Raw genomic sequence first — 23,634 nt, forward strand, 5'->3', positions numbered from 1 at the left:
TCACTTGACCGCTCCTGCCGTGACACCCCGGGTCAGGGTGCGCTGGAAGACGAGGAAGAACAGCACCGCGGGCAGGATGCCCAGCAGCGCCGAGGCGCTCGTCGCGGTCGCGTCGAGGTCGTGCTCGCCCTGCAGGAGGGCCAGCGCCAGGGGTACGGTCTGGTTGCTGTTGGAGACCAGGAAGATGAGCGGGATGAACAGCTCGTTCCAGGTCCAGATGAAGAAGAACGTGAACAGCACCGCGATGGTCGGGCGGCTGACCGGGGCGACGACGCGCACCAGGGTGCGCAGCCGGCCGGCGCCGTCCATCGCGGCCGCGTCAAGCAGCTCCGGCGGGAACTCGGCCAGGACGGACGAGAGCAGGAAGGTGCCGAACGCGCTCTGGATCGCCGTGAAGATGATGATCACGGCGAGCTGGGAGTCGTAGAGGTCGAGCTCGGTGGCGATGTGGTACAGCGGGTAGATGAGGCTTTCCTGCGGTACCAGGTTCGCGACCAGGAAGGCGGCCAGGAACCAGCGCCGGCCGCGGATCCGCCCGACGCCCAGCGCGTAGGCGTTCAGCAGCGAGAAGCCGACGCCCAGCACGGCCACCGCACCGGAGATGACGAGGCTGTTGACGAGGGTCCGGCCGAAGTCGGCGCGAATCCAGAACGCCTTGACACCCTCGAACGACACGTGCGTCGGCAGTGCGAGGGGGCCGACCGACGCGTAGTCCTGAGGTGTCTTGACCGCGTTGAGGAGGACCAGCGCGAACGGCGCCAGGAAGACCAGGATCACGGCGACGAGCGCCACGAGCACGGCGTATTTTCTCATCGCGTCTGCACCCGGATGAAGGCGAACGTCAGCGCGACGATCAGCACCGCGAGGACGGTGGAGATGGCCGAGGCGTAGCCGACGTTGACGCTGCCGAAGTACTGCTGCCACGCGAAGTACGACGGCACCATCGTCGAGCCGCCGGGGCCGCCGCCGGTGAGCACGAAGATCTGGGCGAAGACCTTCAGCGCGGCGATCGTCGTGGTGATGAGCACGACGCCGATCTCGGGCCGGATCTGGTGCACCGCGATGCGGGTGAACCGCTGCCACCAGCCGGCGCCGTCGAGCGAGGCCGCCTCGTACAGCTCCGGATCGACCCGCTGCAGCCCGGCCATGAACATGACGACCGGGTAGCCGATCTGCACCCACACCATGACGGCCATGACGGTGTACAGCGCGTACCGCTCGTCACCGAGCCAGTTGCGGGCCAGCACACCGAGCCCGACCCTGTCGAGGATGGAGTTCAGCACGCCGTAGTTCGGGTTGAGAATCCAGCTCCACACGATGCCGGTGACCGCGAGCGGCAGCACCTGCGGCAGGTAGAAGCCGGAGCGCAGCGCCCGGGCGGTGCGACCACCCAGGCGCGGCGCGACGTAGTCGAACAGCAACGCGGCAAGGAACAGTCCGAGCAGCGTCGGCACCACGGCCATGGCGACGATCATGAACGCGATGTTCTTGAACGACAGCCAGAACCGGTCGTCGTGCAGCAGCCGGTCGTAGTTGTCCAGCCCGGTCCAGCGTGGAGTGCCCACGCCTGACCACTCCGTGAAGCTGGTGCCGACCGTCATGAGCAGCGGTACCGCCACGACCAGCCCGACCAGCAGGAGCCCCGGAATCAAGAACGGCCAGTAGCCCGTGCGCCGGTGCAACGACCTGGGCCTTGCCGCCCGACCGGTGCCGTTCGACATGTTCATTTGCCGACGTTCGCCAAGTTGTCGTTGTACGGCTTGGCGATCTGGTCGAGCACCTCGGCCGGCTTGGCCGAGCCGTTGATGAGCTTCTGCGTGCCGGAGACGAGCACGTCGTAGTAGCCGGGCGCCGGCCAGTCCGGGTAGAACGCGAGCCCGTCCTGCTTCGAGATGGCGTCGAAGTTGGCGATGAGCTCCTTGCTCTTCGCATCGGTGATCTTGTCCGCCTGCGCCGCGACCGGGATGCCGCCGTTGTTGCCGAGCAGGTTCTGGATCTCCGGCTTCATGGTGATGTCGATGAAGTCGTACGCCAGCTGCTTGTTCTTCGCCTTGGCCGGCACGACCCACAGGTTGCCGCTCGAGCCCGGGAACAGCTTGCTACCCGGGAACAGCATCGAGCCCCACTGGAACGTGGCCTCCTTGGCCGCCCGGCCGTACAGCCAGCTGCCGGTGATCATGATCGGGGACTTCTGCTGCTCCCAGGCCAGGATCATGTCCTCGGCCTTGAGCCCGGCCGAGTTCTTGTCGATGAACCCCTTGGCCACCCAGTCCGCGAACGTCGTGGCCGCGCCCGACCACTGCGGACCGTGGAAGTCCACCTTGTTCTTGTACAGCTGATAGTTGTCCACAAAGGACCTGTCGGCCTTCGCGAGCGCCAGGGAGTACAAAATCTGCTGTGCGGGGTATTCGGCACCACCCACGCTGATCGGCGTGATCCCGGCCGACTTGAACGTCTGCATGGCCGACTCGAACTGCTCGAACGTCGTCGGGACCGGGACGTTGTTCTTGGCGAACATGTCCTTGTTGTAGTAGACCATCACGTATTCGGCGTAGTTGGGCACGCCGAACCACTTGCCGCTGCCCATGATGCCGCGGGCGTCGTACCTGGCCGTGGTGGCCAGGCCGGGCGAGAGGGCCTTGCTCCAGCCGCGCTTGTCGGCCTCGGCCGAGAGGTCGGTGAGCAGCCCCTGCTTGGACAGCAGGCCGGAGGTCGCGTTGCCCTTGTTGTACTCCATGACGTCGGGCGCATCGCCGGAGTTGAGGATCATGCTGGCGCTCTGACGGATCTGCTCGAAGCCCTTCTCCTCGAACGCCACCTTGACGCCCGGGTGCGACGCCTCGAACTGCTTGATCGCCTCGTTCCAGGCGACCCCCATGGCACTGGCGGCGCCCTCGTAGTGCCAGAGTTTGAGCGTCTTGCCGTCACCTTGCGCCTGATCGTCGCCGCTGCCGCCACAGGCGACGAGCGCCGGGGTGAGCGCGAGTATGGCCGCCGCGGCTACAGCGGCGCTGCGGATGCGCGTGAACACGTCGACTCCTGATGTATGGTCTCGCGCCGCGCGCGAGGGGTGTGACACGGCGGGGGTGGCGCCGTGCGCGTTTGCAGTACGCAGTCGGTTCGTGGAGTGGGGTCTCGGCGCCGGTGGGGCCTTCGCAGATTCCGATGGGGTTTGTTCGAAATCCTGTCGAAGCGCTTCGACAGGCAAGTTACGAACTCGAACGCAGCTTGTCAACAGGCATGTGAACGCTCCCAGGTCAACGGTGCGCCCCCGGGAAACTTCCAGCCCCCCGCCCACCAGCCGGGACACCTTCCGGGAGCGCCGGCGCGGGCGTCCGTTCCCGGGCGCCGGCCGACCGCCGCTACCGACCGGATGAGCTCGACACCACCATGCCGTCAGAGTCGCCGCCGAACAGATTCGGCCGGTGATCGTCACGCCACCAGATCAGGGCGACGATGATGCACATGATGATGGACAACACGACAAAACCCACCAAGCACCCCAACACCTGCGAGCCACACCCGCCCGCGTCCCCGCCACTGTCGATTCGCCGCTGACGCTCGCGCTCCTGCAACTGCCGATAGGTATCCCAGTCCGCCACGTGACCCGCCTCCTCGGCAATCCCGGCCGATTGCCGAGACGGCACTGCGCACCCCATCGAACGGCGTCATGTCCAAAAGGGCACCGCACGACATTGCTCATGGCCAACGGTATGCACTTGGCGGTTGCGCGGTCATCGTCCCTTGCTCCATGGCGGCCCGGCCGGGCATACATCAGCCCGTGCCGATCGACCGACCCGTTCCGGGCCGCCCTCGTTGTCGCGCAGCCCGGGCCGGCCCGGCCCGGGCGGGCTCAGTGGGCGCCCAGGCGGTGGGCGACCGCGTCGCGGACCTCGGCCATGGTGGGTGCCGGCCGGCCGGTGGACTCGGCCACGCGGCGTAGGGAGGTCATGGTGACGCCGTCCAGGCGGCAGGCCACGAAGCGGTCGTAGACGTCCAGGTCGGAGTCGACGTTGATGGCGAAGCCGTGGCTGGTGACGCCCTCGCGGATGCGCATGCCGATCGACACCAGCTTGTGGTGCTCGGGGGTCCAGACGCCGACCAGACTGTCGGCGCCCGGTGGGGTGTCGCGCCGGATCGCGGCGATTCCCAGGTCGGCCAGGGCTTCGATGAGCGCCGATTCGAGCCAGCGGACCACGTCGCCCGGGGCGCGCTCGCGGATGTTCATGATGAGGTAGCCGACCAGCTGGCCGGGGCCGTGGTAGGTGGCGTGGCCGCCGCGGTCGACCTCGATGACCGGCATCGAGCCGTCCTGCGGCAGATCCGCGGCGGCGGTGTGCCGGCCGTAGGTCACCACGGGCGGGTGGGTCAGCAGGAACAGCCGGTCGGGTACCGCGCCGGCCTGGCGTTCCTTCACCCAGCCGCGCATCGCCTCGGCGGCCTCCAGATACTCGACCTCGCCGAGGTCGACGCGCACCATCTCCACCACAGGTCAATCCTGCCGCACCCGCGCCGCCCGGCCACTGTGCCCTGCGCCTCAGGTCCGGCCCCGCCCGGCCGGGCCCGTCATCGATCTTGCGGCCGCAGCTGCGTGATCTCCGTGCGCTCGACCCGAAGCCCCCACCGGCCGACGTATCGGCCCAGCTCCTCGGCCAGCCGGCGGTTCAGGTCCAGCCGCGAGTCCAGCACCGCCTGCCGTGACAGCTCGCCGCCGAGCGACCGCAGGACCGTCACCGTCAGCTGCTCGACCGCCTGCCCGTAGTTCGAGATCTCGTACGTGGCCTTGACCGGGTCGGTCACCGTGCACCACACGGTCGCCGCGGCCGACACCACCAGGTTGTCGCCGGTGATGACCGGCTGCGCCGGGAACTCCAGCCGCTGCGGGCCGAGGTCGACCCGGGCCCGGACCCGGTCGATGCCGGGCAGGCGCGGGCGGCTCGCGGCGGTCCGGTGGTAGCGGCCGAGCCGTTCGATCACGTAGACGACTGTCACGGCGCTACCACCGAGACCGCGCACACCGGCCGGGACGGCCCGGGCCGGGCGGTCCAGATCTCGATCCCCGCCCCGGGAACCAGCACGGCCGCCTCCTCCTCGGCGACCTCGTGCCCGGCCGCGGTCAGCGCGGCCCGGACGTCGGCGATCGTGCGCGGCCGGGACGGCAGCAGGTTGACCCCGTCGAGCAGCACGGCGCCGGCCTGCGTCACTGTCACCCGCACGGCCCGCCCGGCCGCGTCGTAGGTGACGGTCAGGCCCTCGTCGACGAACGAGTCCTCGTCCGGATACCCGACGAGCGCCACCCCGCCGTTGCGCGTCGCCCGCACCGCGTCGCGGTGCGTGCCCAGCGCGAGCGCGGTGAGTCCCCGGCCCGGCAGCACCGTGTAGGAGCGCAGCGGCTTCACCGCGGCCGGTCCGGCGCCGAAGTCCACGACCCGGGCCCCGGCCCGCCGCGGCGAGTACGCGGTCACGATCTCCACGTGGGAGCCGGCCTGGGTGGCGAGCATCGCGGCGCCGCCGGCCACGATCCAGCCCTCGTCCTCGTCGTCCTTCGTCACCGCGACACCGGCCGCGCGCAGCGCGGCCACGACGTCGCGGACCCTCCCGTGCAGCGGCACCCCGAGATGGTGCACGCCGACCGGCTCATGGATCTCGATGAGGTACAGCCCCTCGCCGGGCGAGCACGTCAGCTGCACGCCGTCGGGGTAGTCGTCGGTAAGGTCCACCGAGTCGGGCGTGCGCCGGAACGGCCGGCAGGTCCCGAGCGCCGCGCGCAGCTCCCCCCGCGGCGTGCCGAACCGGAACGGTCCGATCCCCAGACCGGGCGCGACCCACCAATTACGCCTGTCCATACCTGGGCACTGTAGAACCTTCTCTTACCGTTCTCCGAGGTACCGCGGCTATCTTTGGCGCATGCGCCCAGCCGGGAAGCCCGTGCAGTGGGCCGGCCCCGAGGTGAGCATCATCCCGGAACCCGGTCCGACCCCGCCCGCGCCAGCCGAGCCCGAAAATGCTGCTGAACAGGAAAAACGGGACTCCCCCGGTGCGAAGCCGGTTGCCCTAAGCCGCCGCGACCTCGCGGTCGGGGTCGGGGTGGTCGTGCTCGCGATCATCGCGACGGGCGTGCTCGCGTTCCGGGCCGGCGGCTCCGGCGGGGCACCGGCGAGCGCGCGGCCGTCCGCGGCGGCGTCGCCGAGCGCGTCCGGGCCGCCCACAACGGCGCAGATCTACCAGGCCGTGGCGCCGTCGGTGGTGACGATCCAGACGACGCTGCCGGGTGGCGGCGCGACCGGCACCGGGGTCATCGCCAACCAGGCCGGGCTGATCCTGACCGCGTTCCACGTGGTCAAGGGCGGCACCGCCATCAACATCATCTATGCCGACGGCACCGAGTCGGCGGCGACGGTGTCGGGGTCGAACGCGGAGATGGACATCGCGACCCTCGCCCCCGCCGGCGGGCCGGACGTGCTGGTCCCGGCCGTCATGGGCAACTCGGGGCGGATCGCGGTCGGCAACGACGTGGTAGCGATCGGCAACCCGCTCGGGCTCACGCTCAGCACCACCACCGGCGTCATCTCCGGGCTCAACCGGACCGCGGCCAACCCGGACGGCACGAAGCTCACCGGGCTTGTCCAGTTCGACGCGGCGGTCAACCCGGGCAGCTCCGGCGGGCCGCTGATCAACGCCCGCGGCGAGGTGATCGGCATCGTCGTCGCCCTGGCCAACCCCACGTCGGCCGGCACGTTCGTCGGCATCGGCTTCGCGGTGCCCATCGGCGCCGCACTCGGATCGACGGGCCCGGGTGAACCGGGACCAGCGCAGTAGCTGCGGACACACCAGGCACAAGAGGCAGGAATCGAGCATGGACGTACCGAACGCGACCGCTGTCGAGCAGGTGCTCTACGAGGTCCGCAAGACCATCGTCGGGCAGGACGGGCTCCTCGAGCGCCTCATGGTCGCCCTGCTCAGCCGCGGGCACATCCTCGTCGAGGGCGTCCCCGGCCTGGCCAAGACCCTCGCCGTGAAGGCGCTTGCCGCGGCCATCGGCGGGCAGTTCCACCGGGTGCAGTTCACGCCCGACCTGGTGCCCGCCGACATCGTCGGGACCCGCGTCTACCACCAGCCCTCCGGCGAGTTCCAGGTCGCGCTCGGCCCCGTGTTCACCAACCTGCTGCTGGCCGACGAGATCAACCGGGCTCCGGCGAAGGTGCAGAGCGCACTGCTGGAGACGATGCAGGAGCGGCAGGTCACGATCGGCCGGGAGACGCACCGGATCCCGAGGCCGTTCCTGGTCATGGCCACCCAGAACCCGATCGAGTCGGAGGGCACCTACGCGCTGCCCGAGGCCCAGGTCGACCGGTTCATGATGAAGGTGCTGGTGGGGTACCCGAGCCCGACCGAGGAGTTCGTCATCGTCGAGCGGGCCATCCTGCCGGAGGCGGTCACCCAGGCCGTCGTCGACCCGGAGCGGCTCGTCGCCATGCAGGCCCAGGTCGACGACGTGTACGTCGACCCGTCCCTGATCGAATACTCGGTGCGGCTGACGAACGCCACCCGCAACCCGGCCGACGTCGGCCTGGGCGACCTGACCCGTTACGTCACGTTCGGCGCCAGCCCGCGCGCCTCCATCAACCTGGTCCTCGCCTCCCGGGCCCTCGCCTTCATCCGCGGCCGCGACTACGTGGTGCCCGAGGACCTGCACGAGCTCGCCCCGGACGTGCTGCGCCACCGGCTCGTGCTGTCCTACGAGGCGCTCTCCGACGACGTCACCGCGGACATGGTCGTGGCCCGGGTGCTGGCCGCCGTGAACGTGCCCGCCCCGACGCCGGCGCGCAACGGAAACCGCTGACCCGATGACCACGGCCGCCGACCGACTGCTGCGCCGCCTGGAGTGGCAGGTGCTGCGCCGCCTCGACGGGCAGTTGCAGGGGTCGTACCGCACCGTCTTCCGCGGCACCGGGATCGACTTCGCCGACCTGCGCGAGTACATGCCCGAGGACGACGTCCGGCACATCGACTGGAACGTCACGGCCCGGCTGGACGAGCCGTTCGTGCGGCAGTACACCGAGGACCGGGAGCTCACCGCGTGGCTCGTGCTGGACCTGTCGGCGTCCATGCGACAGAGCAGCCCCGAGCAGCGCGGGAAGGACTCGGCGCTCACCGAGCTGGCGGTAAGCCTCGCGCGGCTGCTCACCTACGGCGGCAACCGGGTCGGTGCGGTCCTCTACGACAACGCCAAGCAGCTCGTCCTGCCGCCGCGGGCCGGGCGGCCGCATGTGCTGCGGATCGCTCACGAGCTCAGCAAGGCCACTGCCGGTACCCCCGAGCGAGGGGCAACCGACATCGGGGCCATGCTGAGGCTCGTCGCTTCGACGGCGCGGCGGCGGGCTCTGGTCTTCGTCGTGTCCGACTTCATCGGCGACAACTGGGAGGCCGAGCTCACCCGGCTCACGTTCCGGCACGAGGTCGTCGCGGTCCGCGTCGTCGACCCGATCGAGCTGGACCTGCCGGACCTCGGGCTCGTCGTCGTCGAGGACGCGGAGACGGGCGAGCAGATCCTGGTCGACACCGGCGACCCGCAGTTCCGGCTGCGCCTGCGGGCCGAGGTCGACACGCGGGAGGCCGAGGTCGCGGCGGCGATGCGGGGTGCACGCGAACGTCGTCACCACCGACGAGGACCCGCTCCAGGCGCTCGTCGCCATGGTCCGCGAGACGAAGCGCAGGCGCCGATGACGTTCCAGTATCCACTCCTCGTCGCCGTCGCGGTCGTCGTCACCGCGGCGCTGGTGGTGCTCTACCTCCGGCTGCAGCGCGGCCGGCCGGCGCTGAGGGCCGGCTCCGCGTGGCGCCGCCACCTGCCCCAGGTCATGTTCCTGCTCGCGGCCGCGCTCATGTTCCTCGCCGTGGCCCGGCCCGCGGCCACGCTCCCGGTCGCCCGCGCCGCCGGCACGGTCATTCTCGCCTTCGACGTCTCCAACAGCATGAAGGCCGAGGACGTGCAGCCCAGCCGGCTCGCCGCCGCGAAATCCGCGGCCACCGAGTTCGTCGCGGCCCAGCCGGACAGCGTCAACATCGGCATCGTCGCGTTCGACCAGGGCGCGCTCACCACGCAGCAGCCGTCCGAGGACCACGACGCCACGACGGCCGCCATCAAACGGCTTCAGGTCAACGGGGGTACCTCCCTGGGCCAGGCGATCCTCGCCTCGCTCACGGTCGTCGTCGGCAAACCGGTGCAGCTGCCCGAGAACGGCGGCGCGGCGCCCGACATCGGCTACTTCGGCAACGCCACGATCGTCGTACTGTCCGACGGCGAGGACACCGGCGGCCCCGATGCCCTGGCCGCGGCCGGTGTTGCGGCGAAAGCCGGCGTCCGGATCGAAACCGTCGGCATCGGTACCGTCGAGGGCACGACCGTCGAGGTGGACGGCTACCAGGTGGCGACGTCCCTGAACGAGGACCTCCTCACCCAGATCGCGCAGACGACCGCCGGGCACTACCACCGCGCCGAGAACGCCCAGGCCCTGCACGACGTGTACCAGTCGCTCGACCTGCGGCTGACCACCGAGCGCAAGCCGGTCGAGCTGACCGGCGCGGCCACGGCGGTCGCCGTGCTGCTGCTCTTCATCGGGGGCATACTGATGACCACCTGGTTCGGACGGATCCTCTGATGTCGCTGACCTGGCCGTGGGCCCTGCTCATCCTGCTGGCGTTCCCGCTGCTGCTGGCCTACCGGTGGTGGAGCCGCCGCCGGCGCCGCAAGGTCGCCGTCCGCCTGCCCAGCGTGGCCCTCGTGCGCGCCGCCGCGCCCGGCCCCACCTCGTGGCGCCGGCGCGTCCCGCTCGCGCTGCTGGCCCTGGGCATCCTCTTCGCCGGCACCGCCGCGGCCCGCCCGCAGGCGTCGGTCGTCGTCCCCGACGACGCCGCCACGATCCTGCTGGCGATCGACGTCTCCGGCTCGATGTGCTCCACCGACGTCGACCCCAACCGGCTCACCGCCGCCCAGAAGGCGGCGAAGGAGTTCATCGCCGACCACGAGGGCGGGGCGAAGATCGGCCTGGTCGCGTTCTCCGGCACCGCGGGCCTGCTGGTGCCGCCGACCGCCGAGAAGGACAAGCTCACGAAGGCGATCGACGGCCTGCGGACCTCGCGCGGCACGGCTATCGGGCTGGCCATCCTCGCCTCGATCGACGCCATCGCCGAGATCAACCCCGACGTGCCGCCCACGGGCGTCGAGGTGCCCGAGAACAGCGGCAACGCCCCGGCCTCCGGTGACTACGAGCCCGACACCATCGTGATCCTCACCGACGGGCGCAACACCGACGGCGTCGACCCGGTCACGGCCGCCGAGCAGGCCGCCGCCCGCCGGCTGCGCGTCTACACGATCGGCTTCGGCACCGACCAGCCCTCCCCCATGGTGTGCAGCAGCAACCAGATCTCCGGCGACCAGAGCTTCCGCGGGGGCGGCCCGGGCGGCGGGTTCGGCTTCGGCGGCCGCGGCCGGTTCCAGGACATGGACGAGCCGACGCTGACGAAGGTCGCCGAGATGACCGGCGCGAAGTACTTCAAGGCCGACAACGCCGAAGGCCTCAGCGACGTCCTGCGCGACCTGCCGAGCCAGGTGACGCTGCAGCACCGGAAGACGGAGATCAGCATGTGGTTCGCGCTGGCGGCGGCGCTGGCGGTCCTGGGCGCGGTCTTCCTCGCCCAGTGGTGGTCGCGGCCCCGGCCCCGCGACAGCGCGGACACCCGCACCACCTGAGACGCCGCGGCGCTCAGCCGCCGTTGACCACCGACCAGCCGACGAACACCAGCAGCAGGGCCGGGACGAGCAGCCCGTAGGCCGCGCTCCGGTCGAGCAGCGGCTTGCCGGGGTCGAGGGTGCGCTCGTTGCGCGCGCGCTCCGGCTCCGGCAGCCTGGCCACCTTCCCCCGCTGGACGGCGTTGACGACGAGCACCCCGGCCGCGGCGAACACCGACAGCATGCCCCACCAGCCCCGCACCAGGGTCGTCGCGCTCATGTCCCGGTAGGCGGCCAGCCCGCAGTCCCGGCAGAACGGCCCGTCGATCCGGCTGAACCGCATCAGCACGACGAGCCCCTGATGCCCGTGGAACCGCACGTTCGCGGCCGGTGTCCGGTGGCAGATCCGGCAGGACAACTCCGACATGACAGGGGCTCCGTTTGCAGGTCCGGCGAGGTGGGCGGCGCACATGCTACGTGATCATCTCCGCCCGGGTGACCCCGTTTCGACGCCTTGGCCGGCCCGGTGTGTCCGGATATGTTGACCCGTGTGGAGCATGAACGTCCCAAGCTGGCCGACGTCGCCCTCGCCGCCGGCGTCTCGCGGGCCACGGCGTCGCGGGCGCTGAACGGGCTACCCGGGACCACCGAGGCGGTGCGCATACGGGTGCGGGAGGTCGCGGCCCGGCTCGGGTTCGAGCCGCACGCCGCCGCGCGGGCCCTCGCGACCGGGCGGGCCACGGCCGGGCGGACCGAGCGGATCGAGATCCTCATCGTCGACCCCGACCCCGAGGCGCTGAGCGTCAAGCCGTACTACGGGCGGGTCCTCACCGGGGCCGCGCGCGCTCTCGCCGGGCACGACGTCGCCCTCGAGGTCCGGCGGGTCGCCGCGCCGCCGGCCGGTGACGACGATCCGCCGTTCGGGCGGGTGCTCATCAACATGCCGCTCGCCGTGGCCGGGCGGATGCGCCGGAGCCGGACCGTCGCGCTCGGCCAGTCCGCGCCCGGCGTCGCGTTCGTGGCGCCCGACAACGACGGCGGCGGACACCAGGCCGCCGACCACCTCATCGCGACCGGCCGCCGGCGCATCGGCGCCGTGTTCGGCCCGGACACACCCTGCGCGACCGAGCGCAAGACCGGCTTCCTGCGGGTCACGGACGGCGCCGGGCAGGCCGTCGCCGCCATCGACGGGGACTTCACCCGGGCCCGGGCCTACGCCGCGGCCCGGGAACTGCTCGCCCGGTTCCCCGGCCTGGACGCGCTGTTCGCCGCGTGCGATGTCTCAGCACTGGGGGTACTGCAGGCCCTGCGCGAATCCGGCCGCCGAGTCCCCGACGACGTGGCCGTCGTCAGCTTCGACGGCAGCGCCCTGGCCGAGGCGGCCGACCTCTCGTCGGTGTACATGCCCGTCGAGGACGAGGCGGCCGCCGCGGTCCGCCGGCTGCTCGACCCCGCGCTGCCCCGACCGGCCCGGCTCCCCACCACACTCACACTGCGAGGTTCCAGCCGATGATCATCATTGCCGGTGCGCTGCGGGTCGACGCGGCCGACCGGGACCGCTATCTCGCCGCGGTCGTCGACGTCGCCCGGCTGGCCCGGGACGCGCCCGGGTGCCTCGACTTCATCCAGTCGCCGGACCCCCTCGACGCCGAACGGATCCAGGTCTACGAGCGCTGGGAGTCCGACGAGGACCTCCTCGCGTTCCGCAGCAGCGGCGGGCCCGACCTGGACCTGCCGCCGCTGGTGTCGGCGGACGTGCGCAAGTATCGGATCGCGGGGGTCGAAGCGCCGTAGGCCCGGCGCTCAGTGCTGCTTGGTCAGCGTCACCGTGGCGATCGGGGTCGGGTTCAGCGAGCTCATCGTCGTGCCCTTGTCGCCCCACGTGTTGTTCGCCATCTCGGCGCTCTTCTCGGCCCGCAGGCTGTCGTAGGTGGCCTTCTGCAGCCGGTCCACGCGGACCTGCCACTTGGAGTTGATGCCCTCCGTGGCGGCCGAGCCCAGGCGGATCGGGTAGGTCGCGGTGTCCTTGCCCGCCGACACGTCCAGCTTGCCGTCGAGGTAGCAGCGGCCACCCACGCACAGCGTGATGGCGAGCACCGTGTCGGCCGACGACGCGTCCTCGGGTGAGACCGTGAACTGGGCGTCGACCGGCCACGGCACGACTGCGCCGTCCACCGGGGACACGAGCGCGGTGACCGCGGGCGGCCCGGTCGGCGACGGCGAGACGCTCGGGGCCGCGCTGGGCCCGGCCGTCGGATCGGCCGCCGTGGACTTGTCGAACGGCTTGAAGTAGAACACCGCACCGGCCGCCAGGCCCAGGATCAGCAGCACGGCGATCCCGGTCACCACCAGGGGCCAGCGCCGGCGCTTCGGGCCCTCGTCGCCGTACGCGGGCAGCGGCGGCACCTCGTTGCCGGCCGGCGGCGCGGAGACCGGCGGCAGCTGCGACAGCGGCGGGCCGGACACCGGTGGCAGCGACCCGCCGGGCGGGTAGGGGGCGCCGGAGACCGGTGGATACCCGCCACCGCCGGGCGGATACGCGCCGCCCGACACCGGCGGGTACGGCCCACCGGACACGGGGTGCGCCGCGCCCGACACCGGAGCACCGGACGAGGGCCACGGCGGTGACGAGACCGGCGGCGGCTCCGGCAGCGGCGCGAACGGCGGCAGCGGCAGGGGCGGCAGCGACGAGCCGGGCGGCGGCAGGGGCAGCGGCAACGGCGGCGGCCCGCCGAACGGCGCACCGGGCCGGGACGCGTCAGTCCCGGTGGCCGACCCGCCGGCGCCCGACGAGGCCGGCCCCGCAGCGCCCGGCCCACCCGAGCCGGAGGCGCCGGGACCCCGGCCGTCCGAGCCCGCGGCGCCGGACTCCGACGCGCCCGGCCCCGGGGGCGCGGACTGCGGCGGCGATGCGAAGGGCGAACCCGACCCCGGGCCGGGCGGGCCGGACGTGGGTGGCGCGGACTGCGGCGGCACCGCGAACGGCGAACCGGACCCCGATCCCGGCGGGCCGGAGACCGGGGGCTGCTGGGCGAACGGCGAACCGGACTGCGGCGGGCCGGAGACCGGCGGCGGTCCGAACTGCTGACCAGGGTGCGGCGGGCCGGAGACCGGCGGCTGCTGCTGGGGCACGAACGGCGGGCCCTGCGGCGTGAAGGGCGCGCCGGGCTGCGGCTGGCCGGGTTGCGGCTGGCCCGGCGGGGCGGGCTGTGGCGGCGAGGGGTAGGACGGCCAGGCCAGGGGTGGGGTGGACTGGGGTGCGCCGGAGACCGGCGTGGTCGGCTGGGGTGGGATGGCGTTGATGCGGACGGTCGGGGCGTCATCCTCGGTGATCGGGCGCGGTGGGGCGGCGGGTGGCGGGGGGCCCGGCACGAACGGGACGGGCGGTGCGGCCGGGGCGGGGCCGGGGACGGCGGGTGGGGCGCCGGCCTCGTGGGCGGCGACGCGGCGGGCGTGCTCGACCGCCGGATGGGCGGGGCCGAGCGCGGCCGGGCCGAAGCGGGCGACCCGGCCGAAGTTGGTGCGGGCGACGTATCGGTTGCCGAGCTCCGTGGCGACCACCGCGAGGTCGTAGGCCAGCAGCAGCGCCAGGGGGTCGGACTCGCCCCGCTGGTTGCCGGCCTCGACCGCCTCTTCCAGGACCCTCCGGGCGCTCATGTGATCGCCGGCGCGGACCTGCAGTGCGGCCAGCTGGCGCATGGTGGACAGCAGCTCCGGGTCGCCGCCGGCGAGGCCCGGGCGCCCGGCATTGACGGCGCTTTCGAGCACGGCCCGCGCGCCCGCGAGGTCGCCCCGATCGGCGAGGGCCTGGGCGTGCTGACGGGCGTGCGGAAAACTCGGAGACGCGGGCACGACGACATGGTGCCTGGCCGCGGCGCTCAACGCCAGCCGTCCATCGCCCGGCCGGAGCGGCGAAACCCGGCCGCAGTGACGACGATCGCTGGACCGGGTCGCGATTGTGCACGTAAGTCCAGCTCATGGCCCCGAGATTGGCCGGTGCAGCCGCCACGGCCCTTCGACCGGCCGAAGCGCCTCCGGTGCGCTGCGGCGAACGTCACCGCCGCCGCGCGGCGCCCACGCGGTTCGGGCGCAAGCCGTCTACAGCAGGTCGGGCGGGCCGGCGCTGTCGCGGGGGATCAGCAGCGGCTCGACGAGCGTCGCGTCCGGGACGGGGCGGCCGTCCAGTTTGGCCGCCACCAGCTCCACCGCGCGGCGGCCGATCTCCTCGGCCGGGATGCCGACCGACGTCAGCCGCGGCTTGGAGCGCTCGGCCAGGTCGTCCGGGCCGATGGCGACCACCGACACGTCGTGCGGCACCGAGCGGCCCAGGGCGGCGAAGGCGTCGAGCAGCAGGGGTACGGCCGGCTCGTTGTGCACGACAACGCCCGTCAGATCCGGGTGCCGGGCCAGGAGCGACTCGGCCACCGCCTGCACGGCGTCCGGCGACGGCTCGCAGGGGACGGTGGAGCCGCTCAGGCCGCGCCGGCGCAGTGCCTCGTGGAACCCGTCGGCCGTGCGGCGGGCGAAGCCGAGGCCCCGCTCGTACACCTCCGGCGGCGAGCCGACGAGGGCGACGCAGCGGTGGCCGAGGTCGGCGAGGTGGTCGACGCAGGCCGCGCCGGCCGCCGCGAAGTCGAGGTCGATGCAGGTCAGGCCGGTGCCGTCGGCGGGAAAGCCGATCAGGACGGATGGGCGGCCCAGGGTGCGCAGGCGCGGCAGGCGGGGATCGTGCTCCTCGATGTCCATGACGATCAGGCCGTCGGCGAGGGAGCTGGCGGCGACCCGCTCCAGGCCCTTCTCCCCCTCGTCCTGGGTGAGCAGGAGCACGTCGTGGTCGAAGCGGCGGGCCGCGGTCACCACCGAGATCACGAACTGCATGAGGATCGGTACGTAGAGGCCGGTGTACAGCGGCATGATGAGGGCGATGACGTTCGACCGGTTGCTCGCCAGGGCGCGGGCGCCGGCGTGCGGGTGGTAGCCGAGGACCTCGATGGCCGCCAGGACGCGGGTGCGGGTCTCCTCGGAGATGGTGCGCTTGCCGCTCAGGACATACGAGACGGTGCTTGGGGAGACTCCCGCCTGCTTCGCCACGTCACCGATCGTTGCCATGGCGCACACGGTAGCCGGTCCCGCACCGCCCGTCCCGCACCACCGCCACGCCTGTCGATCATCGCGGGGTCCGCGCCCGGCCGCGCAGGGTTTCTGGTGGTCCAGGCGAAACGATGGCCCATGTCCGTTTCATGGAAGTTGCACGGGCGAACGGTTTTACTACAGAACCGCTCCCCGGTGCCGATGCGGCAAGCGTGGGTCTGTTGTCGCGTTCACGCCCCGCCGCCCGCCCCGAGCCGGCCCCGCGGGACGTCGAGGCACTCGAAGAGCTGGTCACGGCGCTGCTCGAAGCCGCCGACGAACCGAGCACCTGGCGGATCACCGTCGAGACGCTGGTGCGGTCGTACGGGTACGAATACGGTGCCGTCTGGCTGCCCGGCGGGGCGCAGGGCCCCCTGGAGATCGCCTTCGCCACCGGGTCGATCGTCGATCAGGTGCGAGCGGCACCGACCGGCATGGTCACCCGGGCCGCGCAGAGCCGCCAGGCCATCTACACCGGGGACCTCGCCGACGTGCGGGACGACCCGCGGGCGGCCGAGGCGGTGCGGGCCGGGATGGTCGCGGCGTCGGTGGTGCCGGTCGTCCGCGACGGCCGGGTGCTCGCGGTGTTCGAGTACTACTCGCCGTACCACTTCCACGTCGACGAGCCGCGGACCCAGAAGTGGAACGCGATCCTGCGCATCGCCGAACTGGCCCGCAACCAGGTGCTGTCCGCGGCCGAACTGCGTCAGGACGCGAAGGACCGGGCCGCCGTGACCGAGATCGTCAGCGCGCTCGGGCACTCCACCGACAGCCAGGCCGCGATCAAGTCCGCGCTGGACAACGTGCGCAACTCGTTCGGCTGGGCGTACGGGTCCTACTGGGAGGTCGAGGAGCGGCCCGGCGGCCCCGCGCTGGTGTTCCGGCTCGAGTCCGGCTCGGCCGGCCCGGAGTTCCGGGAGGTGACCCTGGCCGCGACGTTCGCCGAGGGGGTCGGGCTCTCCGGCCGCGCGTGGAAGGCCCGCGACCTGGTGTTCGTGGCCGACCTGGCCGAGCTCACCGACTGCGTGCGGGCCCCTGCGGCCCAGCGGGCGGGGGTCCGCTCGGGCGTCTGCTTCCCGATCGAGTCCGGTGGCCGGGTCGTCGGCACCATGGACTTCTTCACGACCGACCGGATCAGCCTGAGCGACTCGCGGGCGTCGGCGCTGCGCAACGTGCAGCAGCTCGTCTCGCAGCGGCTGGACATCGTGCGGGCGGGCGAGGCGGCCGAGCGCAACGGGCGGATGCTGCTGGAGTCGATCGGGCGCCTGCGCGAGACGAGCAGCGACGCGGCGGGCGTGGCCCAAGAGGCGGTGAACCGGGCCTCGACGATGACCGGCGAGATCGACACGCTCAACCAGGCGTCGGCCGCGATCGGCGACGTGATCAAGATCATCTCGTCGATCGCCGACCAGACGAACCTGCTCGCCCTCAACGCGACGATCGAGGCGGCCCGGGCCGGCGACGTCGGCAAGGGGTTCGCCGTGGTCGCCGGCGAGGTCAAGGACCTGGCCCGGGAGACCGCGGCGGCGACCCAGAAGGTGGCCGACCAGATCGCCGGCATCCAGGACAGCGCCCGCTCGGTCTCGGCCGGCATCCACACGACGAGCGAGACGATCGGCCAGATGGACGCGGTCCAGTCCCGCATCACCGCGATCCTGGAGGATCAGGCCCACCTGGCCCAGCTGCTCAACGAGCGGTAGCCGGCCTCAGCGGTCGTAGTCGTAGCGCGAGTGGTGGTGATGGTCGTCCGAGCGGAACACCCGGGTAATGGCGGCGGCCAGCCCCACACCCACCACCGCGATGCCGACCTGCACGCCGACGACCAGCCAGTCGTAGGTGTGCCCGACCGCCGTGAAGTGGTACTTGCTCGACAGCTCCCAGCGGTCGGCGGCCCACGTCCCGGCCACGGCGGCGCCCATGCCGATCAGCGTGGTCAGGATGATGCCGATGGACTGGCGGCCCGGCAGGATGACGCGCGCCACGATGCCGATGATGGCGCCAAAGATGATGGCCGCCAGGTAGTCCTGGAATTGCACCGGTGCCTCCAACCCTTACAGATCTGACACCGAGCATTGTTCCGCCCCGGCGCAAGCCCACAACCCGCGTACGGTCGTATCCAACAGACCGAAACGCGAAGGGAAGTCCTTGATGGTGGAGCGCAGCTTCGACGTCGTGGTCGTCGGCGCCGGGCCGGGCGGTGAGGTCGCGGCCGGGCGGCTCGCCGAGGCCGGGCTGGACGTGGCGATCGTGGAGGACCGCAAGGTCGGCGGGGAGTGCTCATACTGGGCCTGCATCCCGTCGAAGGCCCTGCTCCGCCCGGGAGAGCTGCTCGCCGAGGTGCGCCGGGTCCCGGGCGTCCGCGAGGCGGTGACCGGCCCGCTCGACGCCGCCGCCGTGCTGGCCCGCCGCGACGAGCTCATCGGCAACCTCGACGACGCCGGGCAGCTGCCGTGGCTGGAGGAGCGCGGCATCACGCTGCTGCGGGGCCGGGGACGGCTGGACGGCGACAAGCGGGTCATCGTCGGCGACACGACACTGACGGCGCGCCGGGCGGTCATTCTGGCCGGGGGTACCGCACCCGCGCTCCCGCCGATCGAGGGCCTGGCCGAGGCGAACCCCTGGACCAACCGCGAGGCGACCACCGCCAAGACGGTCCCGGGGCGCCTGGTCGTGCTCGGCGGCGGCGTCGTGGGCGTGGAGCTCAGCCAGGCGTACGCGTCGCTCGGCGCGAAGGTCACGCTCATCGAGGGCGAGCGGCGGCTCCTGCCCCGCGAGGAGGAGTTCGCGTGCGAGCAGGTGACCGCGTCACTGCGCGAGCAGGGCGTCGACATCCGCACCGCGCAGAAGGCGACGGCGGTACGCCGCGACGGTGACACTGTCGTCGTCACGCTCGGCGACGGCAGCACCGCCACCGGCGACGAGCTGCTCGTCGCGACCGGGCGGGTGCCGGAGACGAAGGGCCTGGGCCTGGACTCGGTCGGGCTGGGCGAGCGCGGGTACATCACCGTCGACGAGCACACGCAGGTCCCAGGCAAGGACTGGCTCTACGTCGTCGGCGACCTCAACGGGCGGGCGCTGTTCACGCATATGGCGAAGTACCAGGCCGCGCTGGCCGCCGGGCACATCCTGGGCAAGCCGATGGCCGCCACCCACCTGGCCGACGGCGCCGGCTCCCCGCGCGTCATCTTCACCGACCCGCAGGTCGCCGCGGTCGGCCACACCGAGGCGTCGGCCCGCGCGGCCGGCCTCGACGTCCGCGTCGTCGACCTGCCGACCTCCGGCAACGCCGGCGGCTCCTACTACGGCAGCGGCGCCCCGGGCACCAGCCGCTTCGTCATCGACCAGGCCCGCCAGGTCATCGTCGGCGCCACCATCACCGGCTCCGAGGTCGCCGACTTCCTGCACGCGGCGACGATCGCGGTCGTGGGCGAGGTACCGCTGAGCCGCCTGCGCCACGCGATCCCGGCGTTCCCGACCCGCAGCGAGATCTGGCTGTACCTGTTCAACGAGCTGGGCCTGTAGGCCGCCCCAGCTCCCATTCGTGCCCGAACGGATCGACGACCCGGCCGACCCGCCAGCCGTGCTCCTCGGCGACCGGCGAGCTCGGCCGGGCCCCGGCCGCCACCGCCCGCCGGTGCAGGCCGTCCGGGTCGTCCACGACGAGCAGCACCCTTCCGGTGGTACCGCCGGCGGCCACCGGGTCCGCCCGTCCCATCGCCGCATCGGCCGACCCCACCCAGAACACGGCCCCGTCGACGTCCAGCTGCGCCACGACGTCCTCCCCGTCCCCGACGAGGTGCAGCACCCGCGCCCCGAACGCCACCGTGTAGAACTCGACAGCCGTGCGCGCCCCGTTCACCCAGAGCTGCGGCTGGATAGTCGCCATGTGCCTCACTCTAGGGCGGGGTTCGGGCCGGCGCGGGCCGGGCAGTGCGGCCGGGTGGATTGCAAACTCGAGGTCGTGGTCATTCCCGTCGCCGACGTCGACCGGGCGAAGGAGTTCTACACGCGGCTCGGCTGGCGGCTGGACGCCGACTTCCCGGCGCCGGACGGGCTGCGGGTGGTGCAGGTGACGCCGCCCGGCTCCGCCTGTTCGATTATCTTCGGCGATCGGCTCACCGACGCCGCGCTCGGTGCCGTGCAGGGGCTGCACCTGACCGTCACCGACATCGAGAAGGCCCGGGCCGAGCTGGCCGAGCTGGGCGCGGACGTCAGCGAGCCGTTCCACGACGCCGGCGGGGTGTTCCACCACGCCGGGCGGGAGGGCCGGGTGTCGGGGCCGCACCCGGACCGGGCCGACTACAACTCGTTCGCCTCGTTCAGCGACCCGGACGGCAACGGCTGGGTGCTGCAGGAGATCAAGGTCCGGGCGCCCGGCCGGTGATCACCTTCGACACGGCCGAGCAGCTCGCCGCGGCCCTGCGCCGGGCGGCCGCGGCCCACGGGCGCCACGAGGAGGAGCTCGGCCACGCCGACGAGGGCTGGCCCGAGTGGTACGCGGCGTTCATGCTGCGCGAGCCTGGGCCCGTAGACTCGGCCGGTGCCGCCGACCGACGCTGAGCTCGCCGTGACCGCCGCGGAGGCGGGTGCCGCCGTGGTGCGGGCCCGCTTCGGCGCCGACCTGGACCGGGTCGACAAGGGCGGCGGGGACTTCACCACCGCTGCGGACATGGAGGCCGAGGCCGCGATCGCCGCGGTCCTGCGCGCGGCCCGCCCGCACGACGCCATCGCCGGCGAGGAGGGTGGCCGCACCGGGCCGGCCGGGGCCGAGCGGACCTGGCTCGTCGACCCGCTGTGCGGCACCCTGAACTTCGCCGCGGGCACGATGGCCGTGGCGGTCAACGTGGCGCTGCGGGCGGGCGGGCGAACCGTGGCCGCCGCGGTCGCCGATCCGTTCGCCGCCCGGGTGTACTGCACCGAGGGCCCCCTCGCACCATCCGCCCGCACCACGCTCGTCGACCTCAACCTGGACCCGCCGTATCCGAATGCGCCCGCGATCCGCGTGGCCGCCCTGCTCACGAACCCGGCGTTCGAGGCCCGCTTCCGCCCCCGGGTGCTGTCCACCACCCTCGCGCTGGCCTGGGTGGCGACGGGCGACCGGGCCGCCTACCTGACCGACGGCGACCTGCGCGACAGCGTCCACTTCGCCGCGGGGATCGCCCTGTGCGAGGCCGCCGGCTGCGTCGTCACCGACCTGCGCGGCGCCCCGGTCCTCACCGGCGACGGCGGCCTGCTCGCCGCGGCCGACGCAGCCACCCACGCCGAGCTGCTGGCGATGCTGTCATGAGCGTCGTCGTGGTCGGGGCGGTCAACTCGGATCTGATCGTGCACGTGCCGCGGATCGCCGCGCCGGGCTCGACGGTCATCGCGACCGGCTCCGCGACCGGGCCCGGCGGCAAGGGCGGCAACCAGGCGGCGGCGGTCGCCCGGCTCGGCGGCTCGTGTGCGCTGATCGCCCGCGTCGGCCCGGACTTCGACCCGGCCTCACTGTCCTGCGTGGACCTGTCCCGGGTGGTCGCCGACCCCGCACCCACCGGGCTCGCGGTGGTGCTGGTGGACGCGGCCGGGGAGAACGCGATCACCGTGGTGCCGGGCGCGAACGCGAACCTGTCCCCCGCCGACATCGGCCCGCTCACCGGGGCCGGGGTCGTGCTGGCCAGCCTCGAGGTCCCCCTGCCGGCCGTGGCCGAGGCCGCCGCCCGGGCCGCCGCGGCGGGATGGACGTTCGTGTTGAATCCGGCGCCCGCGGTACAGCTGCCGGATCTTCTGCTGCGCCAGACCGACGTCCTCGTGCCGAACGAGCACGAGCTGGCCGTGCTCGGCTCCCCGCAGAGCCTCCTGGCCGCCGGCGCGGGCGCGGTCGTGGTGACCCTGGGCGCGGCCGGCTGCCGAATCCACCGCCCCTCCGGCACCGTCACCATCCCCGGCGTCCGTGTGGCCACCGTCGACACCACCGGCGCGGGCGACGCCTTCTGCGGCGCCCTGGCCTGGGCCCTGGACTCCGGCCGCCCCCTCGACGAGGCCGCCCGCCTCGCCTGCGCCGCGGGCGCCCTGGCCACGACCGCGGTGGGCGCCCGCACGGCCCACCCCACCGCCGCCGAGCTCACCGCGCTCCTGTGAGTCCCTCTAACCACGCTCGGGCCGGTACACCGAGACGTGCCGTTCACTGTGCTCGGTGAACGGCTCTTCCGACCAGCCGCCGTACCGGGCAACCCGGCGAAGCCCGGCCAATCGGCACATCATGTCGAGCTCGGACGGCCACAGGTAGCGGAATCGGACCGGCACCATGCGGACGCCGTCTCCCTCGGTGATGACCACCCGCTGTGATTCCACGACCTGTGCGACCGGATCGTGCAGGAACGCCTCGAGCCGCAGGTAGCCCACCCGCATCTCGGAAACGCGCAGACGCTGGCCGTTGTCGTACACCCACGGCCGCGGCACGGACGCCTCGACGACCAGTGCGCCGCGCTCATCCAAGCGCTCACGGACGTTGCGAAGACAGCGCTCCTGCTCCTCGACGCCGCGGAGCATGAACAGCGTGTTGAAGACGGTATAGACAAGCGCGAACCGGCCCGGCACGTCGACGTCCGTCATGTCGCCCAGGGTGGTGACGACCGCGGTCGCGCCGTCCTTCGCCCGGAGCTGTTCGAGCATTGCGGTGGACGCCTCGATGCCGTGCACCATGACGCCGTGGGCCGCGAGAGGAAGGGCTACCCGACCGGTGCCGATGCCGAGCTCCAGCGCCGTTCCCGTTCCGGCGAGGCCGGCCAGGAACTGCGCCGCTTCGTCCGCATCACCCGCCGCGTAGGCCCCGGGCCGCATCCACCCGTCGTACTGGTCAGCGGCCGCATCGCCGTACGTGTTAATTCGATAGCCATCCATGTCTTGGACTATGGCACAGCCCCGGCACGATATGTAGGCGGTCGGTTGCGGTCCGGCGTCAGCCTGATGGCGCCGCCGCGCGGGCCACGGCGATCGGGAGGGTGTCGAGGAGGGACCAGTCGTGGCTGACGTCCGCGGCCGCGCGCAGGAGCAGCGGCAGGTGGTGTTCCAGGAGGTGCTCGACTGTCGTCTCGGCGGCGTGGACGGTGACGTTCAGGGCGGCCACGACGCGGCCCTCGGCGTTGCGGATGCCGGTGGCCACCGAGCGGATGCCCGGGGCCAGGTCCTGGTCGGCCAGGGCCCAGCCCTTCGTGCGGACCTCGCGCAGCGCGGTGTCCAGGTCCTCGCGGGTCGGCTGCCAGCGGGGTGTGATGCCGGAGCGTGTCGGGTCGGCCAGGACGGTGGTCAGCTCGGACGGGCTCAGGCCGGCCAGGAGGACCTTGCCCATCGAGGTGGCGGGGGCGGGGAAGCGGGTGCCGATGGTGACGGCGAGGGTGACGATCTTCGGGACCGCGACCCGGGCCACGTAGACGATGTCCGAGCCGTCCAGCTGGGCCATCGACGTCGACTCGCCGGTCGCGGCGACCAGGCGCTCCATGTGCGGGCGGGCGATGTCCCAGACGCTGAGCGCGTTCACGTACGCCATGCCCAGGTCCAGCACCCGCGGGGTCAGCGCATACCCGCGCTCGGCGGCGGAGCGGACGTAGCCGAGCTCCTCCAGGGTGAGCAGGATCCGCCTGGCCGTGGGGCGGGCCAGGCCGGTGGCGGTGGCGACCTCACTGAGGGTCATCACCGGCCGGCCCGGCCGGAAGCAGCGCACCACGTCCAGGCCGCGGGCGAGAGCCTCGATGAAGTCCGGTCCCGCATCGCGTGGCATCGCTGTCCTTTCA

Annotated in this window: 26 protein-coding genes; 12 read left to right on the forward strand and 14 right to left on the reverse strand. The window is 72.6% G+C overall.

Features of this window, described 5'->3' with window-relative positions; all coding sequences use genetic code 11:
• From Dvina_RS32845 to Dvina_RS32875, 7 genes are all read right to left on the reverse strand, one after another.
• Positions 1–813: a carbohydrate ABC transporter permease gene (locus Dvina_RS32845; protein WP_223093172.1), complete on the reverse strand. Its 813-nt coding sequence runs from the start codon at positions 811–813 to the stop codon at positions 1–3.
• Positions 810–1,652, reverse strand: a complete 843-nt coding sequence (locus Dvina_RS32850) for a carbohydrate ABC transporter permease (protein WP_246655468.1) — start codon at positions 1,650–1,652, stop codon at positions 810–812. The genes Dvina_RS32845 and Dvina_RS32850 overlap by 4 nt, the downstream gene beginning before the upstream one ends.
• A gap of 71 nt (positions 1,653–1,723) precedes the next feature.
• Entirely contained in the window at positions 1,724–3,031 is a 1,308-nt protein-coding gene (locus Dvina_RS32855; RefSeq protein ID WP_246655469.1) for an ABC transporter substrate-binding protein, read from the reverse strand.
• A gap of 331 nt (positions 3,032–3,362) precedes the next feature.
• Complete coding sequence (locus Dvina_RS32860) at positions 3,363–3,602, reverse strand: hypothetical protein (protein ID WP_223093174.1); 240 nt, start codon at positions 3,600–3,602, stop codon at positions 3,363–3,365.
• A 251-nt stretch (positions 3,603–3,853) separates the two neighbouring features.
• The gene (lipB, locus tag Dvina_RS32865) at positions 3,854–4,480 is read right to left on the reverse strand and encodes a lipoyl(octanoyl) transferase LipB (RefSeq protein ID WP_223105839.1); all 627 of its coding nucleotides are present in this window, start codon (positions 4,478–4,480) and stop codon (positions 3,854–3,856) included.
• An 86-nt stretch (positions 4,481–4,566) separates the two neighbouring features.
• Positions 4,567–4,992 carry an SPFH domain-containing protein gene (locus Dvina_RS32870; RefSeq protein WP_223093175.1) on the reverse strand — a complete coding sequence of 142 codons (426 nt, stop codon included), beginning with the start codon at positions 4,990–4,992 and terminating at the stop codon, positions 4,567–4,569.
• On the reverse strand, positions 4,989–5,846 hold the full coding sequence (locus Dvina_RS32875) for a hypothetical protein (protein ID WP_223093176.1): 858 nt from the start codon (positions 5,844–5,846) through the stop codon (positions 4,989–4,991). Before Dvina_RS32875 ends, Dvina_RS32870 begins: the two co-directional genes overlap by 4 nt.
• Before the next feature lie 247 nt (positions 5,847–6,093).
• Here Dvina_RS32875 and Dvina_RS32880 point away from each other — a divergent pair, with 247 nt between their 5' ends.
• From Dvina_RS32880 to Dvina_RS32900, 4 genes are read left to right on the forward strand one after another with little or no spacing between them, the layout of a single operon-like run.
• Positions 6,094–6,819 carry a S1C family serine protease gene (locus tag Dvina_RS32880; RefSeq protein WP_246655470.1) on the forward strand — a complete coding sequence of 242 codons (726 nt, stop codon included), beginning with the start codon at positions 6,094–6,096 and terminating at the stop codon, positions 6,817–6,819.
• 37 nt (positions 6,820–6,856) lie between these two features.
• Complete coding sequence (locus Dvina_RS32885; RefSeq protein WP_223093178.1) at positions 6,857–7,843, forward strand: AAA family ATPase; 987 nt, start codon at positions 6,857–6,859, stop codon at positions 7,841–7,843.
• A 4-nt stretch (positions 7,844–7,847) separates the two neighbouring features.
• On the forward strand, positions 7,848–9,662 hold the full coding sequence (locus Dvina_RS54660) for a DUF58 domain-containing protein (RefSeq protein WP_246655471.1): 1,815 nt from the start codon (positions 7,848–7,850) through the stop codon (positions 9,660–9,662).
• A complete protein-coding gene (locus Dvina_RS32900; RefSeq protein WP_223093180.1) occupies positions 9,662–10,753 on the forward strand; it encodes a VWA domain-containing protein in 1,092 nt (363 codons plus the stop codon). The genes Dvina_RS54660 and Dvina_RS32900 overlap by 1 nt, the downstream gene beginning before the upstream one ends.
• Positions 10,754–10,766: 13 nt before the next feature.
• On the opposite strand, the gene Dvina_RS32905 is transcribed toward Dvina_RS32900, so the two are convergent.
• A complete protein-coding gene (locus tag Dvina_RS32905; RefSeq protein ID WP_223093181.1) occupies positions 10,767–11,159 on the reverse strand; it encodes a hypothetical protein in 393 nt (130 codons plus the stop codon).
• A gap of 123 nt (positions 11,160–11,282) precedes the next feature.
• Here Dvina_RS32905 and Dvina_RS32910 point away from each other — a divergent pair, with 123 nt between their 5' ends.
• Complete coding sequence (locus tag Dvina_RS32910; RefSeq protein ID WP_223093182.1) at positions 11,283–12,245, forward strand: LacI family DNA-binding transcriptional regulator; 963 nt, start codon at positions 11,283–11,285, stop codon at positions 12,243–12,245.
• Positions 12,242–12,526 (forward strand): putative quinol monooxygenase, encoded by a 285-nt coding sequence (locus tag Dvina_RS32915; RefSeq protein ID WP_223093183.1) that lies wholly within the window; start codon positions 12,242–12,244, stop codon positions 12,524–12,526. The genes Dvina_RS32910 and Dvina_RS32915 overlap by 4 nt, the downstream gene beginning before the upstream one ends.
• A gap of 9 nt (positions 12,527–12,535) precedes the next feature.
• Here the strand turns inward: Dvina_RS32915 and Dvina_RS32920 are convergent, their stop codons facing one another.
• A complete protein-coding gene (locus Dvina_RS32920) occupies positions 12,536–14,584 on the reverse strand; it encodes a tetratricopeptide repeat protein (RefSeq protein ID WP_223093184.1) in 2,049 nt (682 codons plus the stop codon).
• Between the two features lie 246 nt (positions 14,585–14,830).
• Entirely contained in the window at positions 14,831–15,841 is a 1,011-nt protein-coding gene (locus tag Dvina_RS32925) for a LacI family DNA-binding transcriptional regulator (protein ID WP_223093185.1), read from the reverse strand.
• A gap of 194 nt (positions 15,842–16,035) precedes the next feature.
• Between Dvina_RS32925 and Dvina_RS32930 the strand changes: the two genes are divergently transcribed.
• Positions 16,036–17,562: a methyl-accepting chemotaxis protein gene (locus Dvina_RS32930; RefSeq protein ID WP_380029177.1), complete on the forward strand. Its 1,527-nt coding sequence runs from the start codon at positions 16,036–16,038 to the stop codon at positions 17,560–17,562.
• Between the two features lie 6 nt (positions 17,563–17,568).
• On the opposite strand, the gene Dvina_RS32935 is transcribed toward Dvina_RS32930, so the two are convergent.
• Positions 17,569–17,898: a GlsB/YeaQ/YmgE family stress response membrane protein gene (locus tag Dvina_RS32935; RefSeq protein ID WP_223093187.1), complete on the reverse strand. Its 330-nt coding sequence runs from the start codon at positions 17,896–17,898 to the stop codon at positions 17,569–17,571.
• A 112-nt stretch (positions 17,899–18,010) separates the two neighbouring features.
• Here Dvina_RS32935 and Dvina_RS32940 point away from each other — a divergent pair, with 112 nt between their 5' ends.
• Positions 18,011–19,384: a dihydrolipoyl dehydrogenase family protein gene (locus Dvina_RS32940; RefSeq protein ID WP_223093188.1), complete on the forward strand. Its 1,374-nt coding sequence runs from the start codon at positions 18,011–18,013 to the stop codon at positions 19,382–19,384.
• Here the strand turns inward: Dvina_RS32940 and Dvina_RS32945 are convergent.
• Positions 19,365–19,748, reverse strand: a complete 384-nt coding sequence (locus Dvina_RS32945; protein ID WP_223093189.1) for a VOC family protein — start codon at positions 19,746–19,748, stop codon at positions 19,365–19,367. The genes Dvina_RS32940 and Dvina_RS32945 overlap by 20 nt on opposite strands.
• A gap of 75 nt (positions 19,749–19,823) precedes the next feature.
• On the opposite strand from Dvina_RS32945, the gene Dvina_RS32950 reads away from it, so the two are divergent.
• Genes Dvina_RS32950 through Dvina_RS32965 form a run of 4 tightly spaced genes read left to right on the forward strand, consistent with a single transcriptional unit; the run spans position 19,824 to position 21,982 of the window.
• Entirely contained in the window at positions 19,824–20,246 is a 423-nt protein-coding gene (locus Dvina_RS32950) for a VOC family protein (RefSeq protein ID WP_246655473.1), read from the forward strand.
• Positions 20,243–20,422, forward strand: coding sequence for a hypothetical protein (locus Dvina_RS32955; RefSeq protein WP_223093191.1), 180 nt, complete (start codon positions 20,243–20,245; stop codon positions 20,420–20,422). The genes Dvina_RS32950 and Dvina_RS32955 overlap by 4 nt, the downstream gene beginning before the upstream one ends.
• On the forward strand, positions 20,403–21,149 hold the full coding sequence (locus tag Dvina_RS32960; protein ID WP_223093192.1) for an inositol monophosphatase family protein: 747 nt from the start codon (positions 20,403–20,405) through the stop codon (positions 21,147–21,149). The genes Dvina_RS32955 and Dvina_RS32960 overlap by 20 nt, the downstream gene beginning before the upstream one ends.
• On the forward strand, positions 21,146–21,982 hold the full coding sequence (locus Dvina_RS32965; protein ID WP_223093193.1) for a ribokinase: 837 nt from the start codon (positions 21,146–21,148) through the stop codon (positions 21,980–21,982). The genes Dvina_RS32960 and Dvina_RS32965 overlap by 4 nt, the downstream gene beginning before the upstream one ends.
• Positions 21,983–21,988: 6 nt before the next feature.
• Here the strand turns inward: Dvina_RS32965 and Dvina_RS32970 are convergent, their stop codons facing one another.
• Both Dvina_RS32970 and Dvina_RS32975 read right to left on the reverse strand, forming a co-directional pair.
• Positions 21,989–22,684 carry a class I SAM-dependent methyltransferase gene (locus tag Dvina_RS32970; protein WP_223093194.1) on the reverse strand — a complete coding sequence of 232 codons (696 nt, stop codon included), beginning with the start codon at positions 22,682–22,684 and terminating at the stop codon, positions 21,989–21,991.
• 118 nt (positions 22,685–22,802) lie between these two features.
• Positions 22,803–23,621 carry an IclR family transcriptional regulator domain-containing protein gene (locus Dvina_RS32975; RefSeq protein WP_223093195.1) on the reverse strand — a complete coding sequence of 273 codons (819 nt, stop codon included), beginning with the start codon at positions 23,619–23,621 and terminating at the stop codon, positions 22,803–22,805.
• Positions 23,622–23,634: the final 13 nt, after the last annotated feature.

It is taken from the genome of Dactylosporangium vinaceum, from assembly GCF_019904175.1.
Lineage (GTDB): Bacteria > Actinomycetota > Actinomycetes > Mycobacteriales > Micromonosporaceae > Dactylosporangium > Dactylosporangium vinaceum.